This window comes from Rickettsia endosymbiont of Cantharis rufa, from assembly GCF_964026445.1.
In the GTDB taxonomy this organism is placed as follows: domain Bacteria; phylum Pseudomonadota; class Alphaproteobacteria; order Rickettsiales; family Rickettsiaceae; genus Rickettsia.
In genome coordinates this window covers 766,414-780,275 of the sequence record NZ_OZ032150.1, presented here as the reverse complement: position 1 = coordinate 780,275, position 13,862 = coordinate 766,414, and the positions used below count along the sequence as shown (strand labels likewise).

The window sequence follows — 13,862 nt, the reverse complement described above, 5'->3', positions numbered from 1 at the left end:
GGATCCAGCTTAAATAGTATTTTAAATTTCTGGATACCGTGGTCAAGCCACGGTATGACCTATAGCAGATTTCTCGAACCATGCGATAAAGTCTACGTTCGTTTGACGATATCTGCATTCGTAGCTCAGCTGGATAGAGCGTTGCCCTCCGAAGGCAAAGGTCGTTGGTTCAAATCCAATCGAATGCACCAACTATACTCCTACTCTTCATTTATCAGAAATATACAAATTCTTCCTTGCCAGCCTTTTGCATCTTGTTCTAAGATTTAAGTTACCCCGTTCTATCCGTTGAGTATATTTTTTACTAACAATGTGTTTTTTGGGATCTAATAACCCAGCATAACTTCCCTATCCATCTGTAAAGTAAAAAGTAACCTTAAAATCCTCCGGTTTTTTTTCAGTAATGATTCTGATGTGCTATCACATCTTGTACCAAAAGTATAAGCAACTACTTTTAACAAAATCTTATCCAAAGAATACCAAAGCCATCTTTGTTTGGATTTATTCTGTACATAAGACCATTGTTCATCTATTTCAGGAGCAATAATTACTTCTATCGTATTGATAGAATGATTTATCTTTTTTAACGCTAGATTTTTTTAAAACACGGATAACCGTATTGATACTCACTTTTAATACTCTTACTGTATCCCTAACTCCAGAGCCATTGATTGACATATCTACTATCTGAGCCTTGACTCCAGGCTTAGAGGCATTATTAATATATTACAGTTGAAAATATCGATTACACTGCTTGCATTGATATCTCTGTTGTTTTGAAATTGAATATCCCGCCTTTACTACTTTTTCTGTGTCGTTACAATATCTACACTTAACATCTATTCTTGATCTACACTTAACATCTATTCTTGCCATAACTCCTTAACTATAATTCTCTCTTATTACTGTTTGAGGATTATAGACTATTCATGCTAAGCTGCAATACGGGGGCGCGATCGAAAACAGCGCTAATGTAACTCTCAATGTAGAAAAGACGCAGCAACACCTACTCATAGGCTATTTTAAAATAATTCAAAGGTTAATGCCGATAAGCCAAAACTTCAAGCTCTAGAAGTTTTATTAAATAAGGATAATAAGCCATCGTTTGATCCAAGTATCAAGATGGTTGGTGATAAAACTGATGCAGATGTATTAGAAGAGAAAAAGCAGCAATAGTTGACTATGATGCTTGTCATACTACACTTGATGAGTACACAACTTGATATAATAATAATGACTCTGTAGCATCATTAGGTCAGGCAGTAGAAGAGTTTAATCCTTATGAATAAGAGATAGTTTATCTCAATTTATTCCTAGCTAAAAGCAGTATTGTTGCATGGCTCGTTTATGTCATTCCCACGAAAGCGGGAATCCAGCATAAAGCGAGATAAATCAAACTTTAAAAAAAATTTTGAAGTACAAGATTCCCGCTTTCGCGGGAATGACACAGAATCTTATGACGCCCATATGCATTCGCAGGAATAACATACTTTTTAACCCCATAAAAATATTGTCTGTTTCTTTCTTTATCTTTATTATTATTTTCATAGAAAACCCCTATAACTTAATCCTATGCCAAATATAGACCCCCTCATTTTTACTAGCTTTTTAGCGATTAATTTGCTAGTTGGACTTTTAAATATCAGGGGTATACATAATATTCGTGAATATGCGATAGGGAAAAGGAATTTTTCTACAGGTACGATAGTTGCAACTCTTATTGCTACTTGGGTCGGTACTAGTACTTTTTTAATCGATAATTCAAGAATATATACGGATGGATTATTTTGCTTATTACCTAGTATATTCGGTAGTGTCGTTAGTTGGTTATTAATCAGTTACTTTATAGCTCCTCGTTTTGAGAATTTTTTGGGTAACTTATCGGCGTCGGAAATAATAGGGGAGGCATACGGTAACAAAGTTCGTATTCTTATGTCGGTAGTTAGCATATTAATGTCTATAGGTAGGATTGCCATGCAATTCCACATAGCAAGTTTAATATTACAGCTATTCTTTAATATTTCAAATTTTTACATAGATTTATCTATAGCTACGGTAATAATAAGCTATTCAGCTTTTGGCGGTGTAAAATCGGTTACTTTTACCGAAGCCGTACAGTTTTTTACCTATAGTGCCGTTATTCCGGTAATAGGAATTATCGTATGGAATGTTTTTAGCGACCCACATATAACTATAGACTCAAATGCACAAACTCGTCTGACTGATTTACAAGGATTGTTTTACTATACTAGCCCTAAATTTTGGATTTCTTTAAATATTTTTATATATTTTGCGATTTCGTCACTTGGTCCTTCAATCTTTCAAAGAATATTGATGGCAAAAGATACAAAGCAAATATCACGAACATTTTTTATTTCAGTAATTATTTGTCTTTGTTTGTCTATATTATTCATTCGGATTGCAATATTATTACTGCCTCAAGATCCAGTAGCTGACAATAATGAATTGTTTTTATGGATTATTAAAAGTTATATAGGATTTAAAGGGTTAATCGTCGGCGTTATTATGGCAATGATAATCTCAAGTACTAACTCTTATATTAACGTTGCAGCAGTAACTTTTACTAATGACATCATTAAAAAGACCTCATTAAATTATAATTATGTAACGGCAATTACTATAGGTTTAATAGGTTTTATTATATCGCTTTATACGAAAGATTTAATAAATCTACTTCTATTACTAACTAGTATCTATTTGCCGCTAATAACTTTGCCGTTGATTTTGTTAATATACGGTTTTAAATCAACTGATAGAAGTTTTTTTATCGGCAGCATTGCTGCAATATTAACTATTATATTGTGGCAGATATTTTCTTTAAGAGCGGCTCTAGGTATTTATCCGATATTACCCGCAACTATCGTAAATTTACTCTTTTTCCTTGGAAGCCATTATATTTTAAAGCAACCCAGGGGGTTTAGTTCTTTAAAAGAACTGCTAGCCGTTAAAATAATCATGCAAGAGAGAAAAAGAAAATTTTTGATCTCACTTCGTGATCTTAAGAATTTTAACATCTTTAAATATTGGAAAAGTACCATACCTAGTAAGGAAATTACCTATAGTTATATCGGTATATTTATTTTAATATCGATGTTCTCATCTTTATATACTACACCTGGTAGCAGAATAATGAACCATTTGCAGATATATAATATTATTTACCATACCACACTTATAACTGCTGCAATATTAATCACTTATCCTATGTGGCCTTTAAAATTTAAAAAGAATTATATTATATCTTTATCTTGGTTTGTTGCCACTTTCATTATATTAATATTTTTTGGTAGTTTACTTGTTATATCAAACAATTTCTATCAATTACAACTGATGAGTTCTATAATTAACTTACTTATAATTGTAACGCTATTAAGGTGGCAAGCTACTTTACTTATGACGGTTACAGGCGTATTTGCTAGTATAGAGTTTTATAAATATTTTATGGATGAGAAACTATTAGTTAGTATAAACAGTTTTCAGTTTAAAGTAGTATATCTCTTAACCTTATTTAATAGCCTTTTAATAGTATTTTTAAAACCAAGACGAGGGCAAGAGAGATTAGTTAATCTAAAAAACACCCATTTAGGTAATAGAGTTAATTATAGAGAGCAAGAGTTAGAGAAATTACTCGATTTAAAGCACGAATTTTTGCGTAATATAAACCATGAAATCAATACACCGCTAACCGGTATTATTAGCCTTGGTGAAACCTTATGGGGTAATTATGATAAATTTAATGAAGATCAACGTCGCAATGCCGTAGAGATTATAGCTAGAAACTCTATTAGATTAAATAGCTTGATAAATAATATTCTAGATTTTTCAAAATTACCCAGTCTTAATTATAAACTAAATAAAGAAAATATAAATTTAAGTGAATTATTACACGAAAGAATTCAAATATGTAAGAAGTTATATCTAAATGGCAAAACTTTAAATTTTGTATCTGATATTGAAGAGAATATAATATTTAACTATGATCCTCATTATATTAAACACACATTCGATAATTTAATAATAAATGCTATTCACTATTGTAGTGAGGGGATAATAAAAATTGTTCCGCATATACACGAAGATAATATATTGTTTAGTATAAAAGACGATGGAATAGGAGTGTCAAAAGCAGAATTACGAAGTATATTCGGCGTATTTGTTGTGAGCTCTAAAACACGTACACCGGTAGGAGGTAGGGGAGTAGGGCTTGCATTATGTAAGAAAGTAATAGAACTGCACGCTGGAAAAATTTGGGTAGAAAACGATAAGCAAGGGAAGACCCAGTTTATTTTCACAATGCCTTTGTGATTTACTAACTCGTCATTGCGAGCGACCTTTGGTCGCGTGGCAATCTAGAAAAATAATAAAAAAATTCTGTAGATCAGAATTTTTTACTGGATTGCTTCGTCGAAACTTGCAGTTTCTTCTCGCAATGACGGAAAAATCAGTTCACTCAACAAGGTCTACAAATTGACAATATAACATATGTTATGAAAAAAATTATTTTTAATAAACAACAAGATCTTGTATCAATTATAGCCCCGGCGTCAGGTTGCCCGGATGCCCGGGGTAAATTAAAGGAAGCTATTAAAATGCTAGCTTTGCATGGTTTTAAAACTTTAGTAGATGATAAGATTTTCTCAAGGGATGAATTACCTTTTTTCGCTGCTCCTAAAGAGGAAAGGCTGAGAATGTTTAAAGAAGCCTTGGAAAATGAACAGGTTAAAATAATTTGGGTTTTTCGTGGCGGATATGGTTGTGGTGAGTTTGTAGAAGATTGTTTTAACTTAAACAAGAAAGGAGATAAAATTCTGATAGGCTATAGCGATATTACCGCTTTACATTTATTACTAAATAACCATTATAATATCCCAACTATTCACGGTTCAGTACTAACCTCATTACTAACGCCTACTAATCAGACCATTATGCCTATAATAAATGTTCTTAAAGGAGAAAAGGGCAAAATACAATTTACACCTATAAATAAAATTAGTGAGGAAAATATAACCGGTAAAATAACAGGCGGCAATTTAACGGTTTTAACTAAATTGGTTAGTACTAGTTTACGAATTCATTCCCATTCCTATACTTCTTTATCTCATCCCCATACTTCTTTATGTCATTCCCGCGAAAGCGAGAATCCAGAAAAAATAATATTGGATCCCCGTTTTCACGGGGATGACAATAAAATACCTCAGTATAATAAGAAAATTCTACTGCTTGAAGATGTTAATGAAAAAGGTTATGCAGTACATTGTAATTTAGTTCATTTAAAAAGCGCAGACATATTCAACGATATAGAAGCAATAATTTTCGGTGATTTTACCAAGGGGGGTGAGGTTGTAGAACAAGCTATAGAAAGTATTTGTTTAAAGCATATCCCAAATATAGAAACTTATAAAGCCGTAAGAATAGGGCATGGAGAGGTAAACCATCCGGTTATTATGAATCATGAAGTAATTATAAGCAGGAATATTTTAAGTTTTACTAGCCCTTTTAAAATAATAGAAAGCAAATGACAAATTCTATCAGAATAGGTACAAGAAAAAGTCCGCTTGCTTTAATTCAAACTAATTTAGTAATAGGGCAAATCAGACAATACTTTCCTAATATTAACTGTGAAATAGTGCCAATTATTACTAGCGGCGATTTAATCCAAAATAAACCATTATACGATATAGGCGGTAAAGCTTTATTTTTAAAGGAAATAGAGCAAGCCTTGCTTGATAAAAAAATTGACTTAGCGGTTCATTCTTTAAAAGATGTATCGGGTAGAATACCTGAAGAGTTAGTAATAGCGGCTGTTTTAGAACGTGAAGATCCCAGAGACGTGTTTGTTTGTCTAAAATATAGATCTATAGAAGAGTTGCCGCAAAATGCCATAATAGGTAGCTCGGCAGTACGAAGAAAAGCATTCATCCAAAAAATAAGACCCGATTTAAAGATAGTGGTTTTTAGAGGAAATGTTGATTCAAGAATAAAAAAGCTAGTGAACAATGAAGTTGATGCAACAATTTTAGCATATGCTGGGCTGAAAAGGTTAGGGGCGTTTAATCCGGAGTATTGTCATTTGATAGAGTATTCACGGATGTTGCCGTGTATAGGGCAGGGAGTCATTGCAATTGAAATACGACAAGATAATAATGCCATGCTTGAAATATGCAACCAAATTAATCATATTCCTACCTTTGAACTAATAAAACCTGAAAGAGCTTTTTTAGAATATCTAGACGCAAATTGCCGCACCCCGATCGCTGCTTACTCTAAATATTTAGATGCGGATAATGTAAAAATCGATTTTATGCTTGGTAACCTCGACGGCAGTAAAATAACTTTCCATACTGAAACTACAAATACAAAAACCTCAAAAGAAGCAGGCATAAAAGCCGCTAAAATGATGTCGGATAAACTATTCTAAAAATTCTATTAATGTTTCCTTAGATGAGAGTATACTCCTTAAATATCAGATATTTGAGGAATATAGTTAAGGATTTTTAACCTATAATGACCTGAAAAATCAAGACAAAATATATGAACAATGTACTTGGTAATTTTGTTCAAAATTAAGCTGCTATTTGTGTATGATGTTGTATACTATCGAGATATACATTCATGGGTTTTTTATACCCAATACTTGAATGAAATCTCTGATAATTATATTTACTGATATAATCATTGATACCCTCTTTAAGTTCTCCTATATTTTGATAATCATTAATAAATATACAATTATATTTCAGTGTCCTAAAGAAACGCTCAATAACAATATTATCAATATTTCTGCCCTTACCGTTCATTGATATCTGTATATCATGACTTTTAAGAATACTTATATGATCATTGCTAGTATATTGACTACCCTGATCACTATTCAAAATCTGCGGAGCTTGATACTTACTTAATGCCTCCTTCAATACATCAGTAACTAATAGTCCATCCATACTATTCGACAGTTTATAGCTTAATATGGCTTTGCTATGCCAATCTATAATGGCTGTTAGATACATAAAGCCGCCTTTAGTGCGAATATATGTAATATCTCCGCTCCAAACCTCATTGGCAGTAGGAACAACTACTTTCTTAGTCTTATCTGTTTTAATCCAGAATTTATCAAGTAGATAGCTGTATATTTTATGCTCACCATCTTTGATGGTAGTGAGTTTCTTTTTATGAGGATATATCGCTTCAATACCAACTAATCTCATATATTTTAGTACTCGATCTCGATCTATCTTATACCCATCTTCTAATAATTGATGATATATATAACGATATCCAAATTCTGGATTATCTGTATATATCTCATCTATTCTATTTAATATACTTATATTATAGCTACTAACCTCTTGTACTTTATAATATGCTGAAGAACGGTTAACCCCTAATAATTCACATTGTCTTGTCTTTGGTAATTGTCCTAGCTTGGACTCTACAAGACTCTTTCTATTTAATAAATCCAAGCTTCTTAGCTTTCCCACTGCCCAATCTGGCCGTGCCCCCGTATTGCAGCTTAGCATGAATAGTCTATAATCCTCAAACAGTAATAAGAGAGAATTATAGTTAAGGAGTTATGGCAAGAATAGATGTTAAGTGTAGATCAAGAATAGATGTTAAGTGTAGATATTATAACGACACAGAAAAAGTAGTAAAGGCGGGATATTCAATTTCAAAACAACAGAGATATCAATGCAAGCAGTGTAATCGATATTTTTAACTGTAATATATTAATAATGCCTCTAAGCCTGGAGTCAAGACTCAGATAGTAGATATGTCAATCAATGGCTCTGGAGTTAGGGATACAGTAAGAGTATTAAAAGTGGGTATCAATACGGTTATCCGTGTTTTAAAAAAAATCTAGCGTTAAAAAAGATAAATCATTCTATCAATACGATAGAAGTAATTATTGCTCCTGAAATAGATGAACAATGGCCTTATGTACAGAATAAATCCAAACAAAGATGGCTTTGATATTCTTTGGATAAGATTTTGTTAAAAGTAGTTGCTTATACTTTTGGTACAAGATGTGATAGCACATCAGAATCATTACTGAAAAAAACCGGAGGATTTTAAGGTTACTTTTTACTTTACAGATGGATGGGGAAGTTATGCTAGGTTATTAGATCCCAAAAAACACATTGTTAGTAAAAAATATACTCAACGGATAGAACGGGGTAACTTAAATCTTAGAACAAGATGCAAAAGACTGACACGTAAAACAATTTGTTTTTCCAAGTCATTGGATATTCATGATAAAGTCATTGGAACTCTTATTGAACGTATAGCCTTTTAATATCCACATCTGTAAAATGGAGGTGCAACCCTGATGTGCTATCACATCTTGTACCAAAAGTATAAGCAACTACTTTTAACAAAATCTTATCCAAAGAATACCAAAGCCATCTTTGTTTGGATTTATTCTGTACATAAGGCCATTGTTCATCTATTTCAGGAGCAATAATTACTTCTATCGTATTGATAGAATGATTTATCTTTTTTAACGCTAGATTTTTTTAAAACACGGATAACCGTATTGATACCCACTTTTAATACTCTTACTGTATCCCTAACTCCAGAGCCATTGATTGACATATCTACTATCTGAGTCTTGACTCCAGGCTTAGAGGCATTATTAATATATTACAGTTGAAAATATCGATTACACTGCTTGCATTGATATCTCTGTTGTTTTGAAATTGAATATCCCGCCTTTACTACTTTTTCTGTGTCGTTATAATATCTACACTTAACATCTATTCTTGATCTACACTTAACATCTATTCTTGTCATAACTCCTTAACTATAATTCTCTCTTATTACTGTTTGAGGATTATAGACTATTCATGCTAAGCTGCAATACGGGGGCGCGACTCATATTAATTGTAATCATTCTTAATATTTATATCTCTGTATCTATCATCATATTAAAAAATACTTTATTTTTGTAAATATTTTTGTTATTAATAATTGAGAATTATTACAGAGGTATATATGTCTAAGAAAGAGCAAGACGATCGAATAATAAAAGAATTAGAAGAAAAACTAGCAAAGCTTAAAGGCACTCCTCCAGCACTTGAAGAATTAGAAGAAAGGTTCGCTAAGCTTCAAGACAGACCTTATGCCCCCACAAAAAAATCCGGTAATGAAGTAGACGATTTAATTGAGCGGATGCAATCTGAGCTTAAACTAGAACAAAAAAGTAAAAACCTCAATGATCAAAAAGACCAAGCAATACGTGATAGACTAGATAAATTAAGAGAAGATAGTCCTGTAACGCAGAAAAAGACATCTATAGATCCTTCCTTTAATGATACTAAATCAATAATTACCGATACTATAGATGTTCAGGCAGATATAGCTAGTTTATATGCTAATCGAGCTACTGAGTTAGAGGAGAAAAAAGCATTACTTCATTTAGCTAATAATCTAACTGAAGCTAGTGATATTATTAGGGATACACTCCCTATATCTAAAGAATATGAGCCTAAAGTATTAGATGTTATTGCTAGCGGATTAAATAAAATTTTTGAAGGAATAATGAAAATAGCTTCTCCTGCAGTTAATATTATAAAAGAAATAGGTAGTAGTCTTGTTAATTCGATTAAATCACTTCCCCAAAAATCCTCTAAAACACAAATGAAAGAATCTAAAACGCAATTAAAGAAGTTATATAAAACATATGTTGATTCGAAAGGAGTAAAACCAAAGATAAAAGAAGAATTTCTTAAAAAACATTATGAGCAAATTGAACAGCTACAAACTCCTCAGGAAATATTTGTAGAAACTGCTAAAATTACTAAATCTATAAGGACAACTGAAAAACAAAAGATAAATAATCTTAAACAACAACAAATTATTAATAAAATGAAGAAGCAGAGCCCTGCTGCTTTTATAAATAATAATTCATTTGTACCGTCTAATACTCCTACTAATAAAGGAAAATTTTCAAAGAGCAACCAAAGGTAAATCCTATGTCGTTCCTGCGGGATATTGTTCGTGTGGATACCCAAGTCGTCATTGCGAGCATTTGCGGTGTTGTTAGTATGGTTCGTTTTATGTCATTCCCGCGTAGGTGGGAATCCAGTATAAAGCGAGATAAATCGAGCTTTTAATTTCAAAATTTGCTGTATTTATACTTTTTTCTGGATTCCCACCTACGCGGGAATGACATATAGAGCCGGTTTTTTGAGCCATGCAACAGCGCCACATTTGCTTGAAACGTGGCAATCTCATGAGATTGTGTACGTACAAAACTTACAGTTTTTCCTTGCAATGATGTTTAAAAAAACTACCACACTCCTCTCATGCCATCTGTCTTAGCCTTATCAAATGAAGTATCCTTAATTGTCGCATCACTAAAATCAACATTTGTTAGGTCAGAGTTACTAAAGTTAGCCTGATTAATTTTAGCTGATTTAAATATGCTATCTGTTAATATTGAGTTTGAAAAATCTGTTTTAGAAATTGTTGTTGCAGAAAAATCTACCTTTTGTAAAGAAGAGTTCTTAATTATCGTATTTGTTAAGTTAGCATTCTTAAAGATACTATTTGAAAAATCTACTCTATCAAACTTTAGATTACTTAAGTCAAGATTTGTTAAATTCATATTTGCTAAGTTAGTTATTCTTTGCAGATCTTTTACCGAACTTATTACTATATTATTCGGTGGGATTTTACTCGAATTATCGTTATTTAAAATAATATTATTAGAAACATTAGTATTAATAAAACCGGAATATGCTTGGTAGTTAATATTATTTATTTGTGAATTAGCAAGGACCGAATTAATAACCACGGTATTTGTTAGATTAGAATTTATTAGAGCTACTTGGTTTAAATTGCCTAAATTAATTTTAACATCTGAAAAATTTACGTTTTGTATCAATGATTTAGAAAAATTTACATTATTAAATTGCCCGTTAGTTACATTTGAGTTTATTATTTCACTGCTGGTTAAATTGGTATTAATCACTATAAATTGTTTAAAATCATTATTGCTAAAAATATTATTAATATGGCTAATATTATCTAAAGTGATATTTGAACCTGTAGTTTTATTAATCCTTACAAAATTAGCATTACTATTTCTTATTGATAAATTATTAAATTTATTATCGTTTAGACTCATATTATTTAATATAGAATTATCGATTTTAAACTGATTTAAAACTGAACTATTAATTGTACTGTTTTGTAAATCACATTTAGTGATGCTAATATTTTGTAATGTTGAACCCCGAAAGGAAGCGTATGAAAAGAAAGAGTTGTTACTTTGTACGTTATTAAAGCTTACTTCATTAAAAATACTTTGTGTGAAGTTAGAATCCTTAATTATTACTGCCGTTAATTTAGTTTGACTTAGGTCGCTAGATTCAAAATAATTATTAGTAAAGTTGGTGTTATTTATCACACTTTTTTCCAAATCTGTACCATAAAATATTGAATTTGATATATTAGTATTTTTAAAGCTATTATTCTTTAAGTTAGCTTTTTGAAAATTAACACCTTCGATAGTATTATTACTCCATAATACATGACTAAATTTAGAGTTTTCAAAATTAACATTTTGTATAGTAGTTTTATTAAAATCAGTATCGCTAAAATTTGATTGAACAAAATTTGTATTTTGTAATGTTATATTGTTAAAAATTGAACCTTGAAAGTCAGAATTATATCCGGAAATATTTTTTATTACTGAATCTGCAAAATTACTTTCTTGAATTATAGCATTTGTAAGTATTGCTTTTTCTAAATTACTACCTGCAAAATCAGCACGTAATATTTCGCAGGAAGTTAAATCTATTCCTGATAAATCTTCATTTATTAGCTTTACTCCTATTAATTTTACTCCTTTTAAATTTGAACCGAATTTCTCCTTAAGATTCACTTTAAGATTTTTAGAATTTTGCGATATTATATAATTCCGAATTACCGTGCTTTGGCTATCTGTAAGTAATCCATTCGCATCACGAGTAGATTCGGAACAACTGCTTAATAACAAGTAAATAGTAATTATTGATATGACTCTAGGCATTTACTTCCTCATACTCCTCTTCATTTATTCTATTTGTAGGAGGTACATGTAAGCTTAATAGTTTTAATTTACGATGCAAAGCCGATCTTTCCATGCCGACAAATGACGATGTTTTTGAAATATTATTATTGAAACGACTCATTTGTGCCGATAAATATTGACGTTCAAAAACTTCTCTAGCTTCTCTAAGCGGCATAGATAGCATATCAAAGCTATCTTCAAGTTTTGTAAGATTAGCACTATTTGCTAATATTTCTGAAGGTATCATATAAGGTTTGATAATTTCATTATTACCTGTAGTTAATGGATTCATAATTAAAGTCCATTCAACAACATTACGTAATTGTCTAATATTGCCTGGCCATTCATAGGATTGAAGTGCTGCTATAGTTTCATCGGCAAAAGTACGTTCCTTTAAACCTGAAAATTTTGAAAGCTGCTTAACAAAATATTTTACGAGTAGCGGTATATCTTCTTTTCTGTCATATAGTGAAGGGACTTCTAGAGAAGAAACATTAAGACGATGATATAGATCCTCTAAAAATTTACCGTTATTGACTTCGTCTTGGATATTTTTAGAAGTACCAGTGATGATTTTTATATCGACTTTAATATTTTTTCCGCAAGGTTTTGTAATGGTTTGATCCTTAAGAAATTTTAATAACTTTATCTGAATAGGAATGGGGATATTACTGACTTCATCTATATATAAGGTACCGTTATTAGCGAATTCTAAGATAGTAGGGCGCTTAGTATTATTTTCCTGTTTTTCTGCTTCGCCGAATAATTCTTGATTGATTTTTTCTGTGGTCATACAGGTAGGGCTGAAGATAATGAAAGGATTATTAACCCTCTTAGATTTTTTATGAATTAACCTTGCTGCAAGCTCTTTACCGCTACCGACCTTACCATGAATCATTATACGACTGCCGGAACCCGCTGCCCTCTCTATTTCCATTAGATATTTTAAAGTTATCGAACATTTGCCTACTAATTCGGTTTTATCGATAACCTTTGATTTTAAATCTATATTCTCACGCTTTAACTTTGTTACTTCACAAGCTCTTTTAAGTAAAATAACCAATTTATCATTATTAAACGGTTTTTCTATATAATCATAAGCCCCCATTTTTATAGCATTTACCGCTGTTTCTATAGTACCGTGACCGCTGATAATTATTACCGGCATTAAAGGATAACGTTTTTTAATTATCTCTAAAATCCCAAGCCCATCAATCTCGCTTCCTTGAAGCCAAATATCAAGTATAACTGCAGAGACCGGTTTTTCGGAAAGTATTCTAAGGGCTTGAGTACTATTAGCGGCAACCTTAGGGTTAAAACCTTCATCTTTCAAAATTGTGGCAATAATATTTCGTATATCCTCTTCGTCATCTACTATTAAAACATCTATTGGTGACATTACAATTTACCTTAAAAATATTAATGTTAAGTATACGTTAATGCCGAATGTAAAAGAAAGCAACATTTTTTATAACATTTTTGTCACAATAGCTATTTATAATGTAAAGATTGGCGGTCGCACCTCCATTTTACAGATGTGGATATTAAAAGGCTATACGTTCAATAAGAGTTCCGATGACTTTATCATGAATATCCAATGACTTGGAAAAACAAATTGTTTTACGTGTCAGTCTTTTGCATCTTGTTCTAAGATTTAAGTTACCCCGTTCTATCCGTTGAGTATATTTTTTACTAACAATGTGTTTTTTGGGATCTAATAACCTAGCATAACTTCCCTATCCATCTGTAAAGTAAAAAGTAACCTTAAAATCCTCCAGTTTTTTTCAGT

At 31.5% G+C, this 13,862-nt stretch carries 15 protein-coding genes, 1 tRNA gene and 2 pseudogenes; 8 read left to right on the top strand and 10 right to left on the bottom strand.

The window, feature by feature from the left end:
- Positions 1-114: 114 nt before the first annotated feature.
- Positions 115-191 (top strand) — tRNA-Arg (locus AAGD46_RS04435).
- 16 nt (positions 192-207) lie between these two features.
- On the opposite strand, the gene AAGD46_RS09080 is transcribed toward AAGD46_RS04435, so the two are convergent.
- Genes AAGD46_RS09080 through AAGD46_RS04430 form a run of 3 tightly spaced genes read right to left on the bottom strand, consistent with a single transcriptional unit; the run spans position 208 to position 678 of the window.
- Positions 208-312 (bottom strand): IS1 family transposase, encoded by a 105-nt coding sequence (locus tag AAGD46_RS09080; protein ID WP_410525973.1) that lies wholly within the window; start codon positions 310-312, stop codon positions 208-210.
- 14 nt (positions 313-326) lie between these two features.
- Complete coding sequence (locus tag AAGD46_RS09075) at positions 327-533, bottom strand: IS1 family transposase (protein ID WP_410525972.1); 207 nt, start codon at positions 531-533, stop codon at positions 327-329.
- A gap of 1 nt (position 534) precedes the next feature.
- Positions 535-678 (bottom strand): IS1-like element transposase, encoded by a 144-nt coding sequence (locus AAGD46_RS04430; RefSeq protein WP_341786696.1) that lies wholly within the window; start codon positions 676-678, stop codon positions 535-537.
- 894 nt (positions 679-1,572) lie between these two features.
- On the opposite strand from AAGD46_RS04430, the gene AAGD46_RS04425 reads away from it, so the two are divergent.
- The 3 genes from AAGD46_RS04425 to hemC all read left to right on the top strand — a co-directional run bounded on the left by AAGD46_RS04425 (position 1,573) and on the right by hemC (position 6,439).
- Positions 1,573-4,326, top strand: coding sequence for a sodium:solute symporter family transporter (locus AAGD46_RS04425; protein WP_341786695.1), 2,754 nt, complete (start codon positions 1,573-1,575; stop codon positions 4,324-4,326).
- Between the two features lie 182 nt (positions 4,327-4,508).
- On the top strand, positions 4,509-5,540 hold the full coding sequence (locus AAGD46_RS04420; protein ID WP_341786694.1) for an LD-carboxypeptidase: 1,032 nt from the start codon (positions 4,509-4,511) through the stop codon (positions 5,538-5,540).
- The gene (hemC, locus tag AAGD46_RS04415) at positions 5,537-6,439 is read left to right on the top strand and encodes a hydroxymethylbilane synthase (RefSeq protein ID WP_341786693.1); all 903 of its coding nucleotides are present in this window, start codon (positions 5,537-5,539) and stop codon (positions 6,437-6,439) included. Before AAGD46_RS04420 ends, hemC begins: the two co-directional genes overlap by 4 nt.
- A 145-nt stretch (positions 6,440-6,584) precedes the next feature.
- On the opposite strand, the gene AAGD46_RS04410 is transcribed toward hemC, so the two are convergent.
- Positions 6,585-7,538, bottom strand: a complete 954-nt coding sequence (locus AAGD46_RS04410) for an IS3 family transposase (protein ID WP_341786692.1) — start codon at positions 7,536-7,538, stop codon at positions 6,585-6,587.
- 251 nt (positions 7,539-7,789) lie between these two features.
- Here AAGD46_RS04410 and AAGD46_RS09070 point away from each other — a divergent pair, with 251 nt between their 5' ends.
- Both AAGD46_RS09070 and AAGD46_RS09065 read left to right on the top strand, forming a co-directional pair.
- A complete protein-coding gene (locus tag AAGD46_RS09070) occupies positions 7,790-7,879 on the top strand; it encodes an IS1-like element transposase (RefSeq protein WP_341786649.1) in 90 nt (29 codons plus the stop codon).
- A 267-nt stretch (positions 7,880-8,146) separates the two neighbouring features.
- Positions 8,147-8,311 (top strand): annotated as a pseudogene (locus AAGD46_RS09065) (IS1 family transposase); the annotation flags it as partial.
- On the opposite strand, the gene AAGD46_RS04400 reads toward AAGD46_RS09065, so the two are convergent.
- The 3 genes and pseudogenes from AAGD46_RS04400 to AAGD46_RS04395 form a co-directional block, all read right to left on the bottom strand.
- Complete coding sequence (locus tag AAGD46_RS04400) at positions 8,255-8,380, bottom strand: hypothetical protein (protein ID WP_341787965.1); 126 nt, start codon at positions 8,378-8,380, stop codon at positions 8,255-8,257. The pseudogene AAGD46_RS09065 and the gene AAGD46_RS04400 sit on opposite strands and share 57 nt — an antisense overlap.
- Positions 8,381-8,393: 13 nt before the next feature.
- A pseudogene (locus tag AAGD46_RS09060) lies at positions 8,394-8,465 on the bottom strand (IS1 family transposase); the annotation flags it as partial.
- A gap of 1 nt (position 8,466) precedes the next feature.
- Entirely contained in the window at positions 8,467-8,610 is a 144-nt protein-coding gene (locus AAGD46_RS04395) for an IS1-like element transposase (RefSeq protein WP_341786690.1), read from the bottom strand.
- A 399-nt stretch (positions 8,611-9,009) separates the two neighbouring features.
- Between AAGD46_RS04395 and AAGD46_RS04390 the strand changes: the two genes are divergently transcribed.
- Positions 9,010-9,984, top strand: a complete 975-nt coding sequence (locus tag AAGD46_RS04390) for a hypothetical protein (RefSeq protein ID WP_341786689.1) — start codon at positions 9,010-9,012, stop codon at positions 9,982-9,984.
- Positions 9,985-10,306: 322 nt separating this feature from the next.
- Here the strand turns inward: AAGD46_RS04390 and AAGD46_RS04385 are convergent, their stop codons facing one another.
- Both AAGD46_RS04385 and AAGD46_RS04380 read right to left on the bottom strand, forming a co-directional pair.
- Entirely contained in the window at positions 10,307-12,052 is a 1,746-nt protein-coding gene (locus AAGD46_RS04385; protein WP_341786688.1) for a pentapeptide repeat-containing protein, read from the bottom strand.
- Positions 12,045-13,472, bottom strand: coding sequence for a sigma-54 dependent transcriptional regulator (locus AAGD46_RS04380; protein WP_341786686.1), 1,428 nt, complete (start codon positions 13,470-13,472; stop codon positions 12,045-12,047). Before AAGD46_RS04380 ends, AAGD46_RS04385 begins: the two co-directional genes overlap by 8 nt.
- A gap of 40 nt (positions 13,473-13,512) precedes the next feature.
- On the opposite strand from AAGD46_RS04380, the gene AAGD46_RS04375 reads away from it, so the two are divergent.
- Positions 13,513-13,674, top strand: a complete 162-nt coding sequence (locus AAGD46_RS04375; protein ID WP_341786684.1) for a hypothetical protein — start codon at positions 13,513-13,515, stop codon at positions 13,672-13,674.
- On the opposite strand, the gene AAGD46_RS09055 is transcribed toward AAGD46_RS04375, so the two are convergent.
- Positions 13,618-13,773: an IS1 family transposase gene (locus tag AAGD46_RS09055; RefSeq protein WP_410525951.1), complete on the bottom strand. Its 156-nt coding sequence runs from the start codon at positions 13,771-13,773 to the stop codon at positions 13,618-13,620. The two genes, AAGD46_RS04375 and AAGD46_RS09055, sit on opposite strands and share 57 nt — an antisense overlap.
- Between the last annotated feature and the right edge of the window lie 89 nt (positions 13,774-13,862).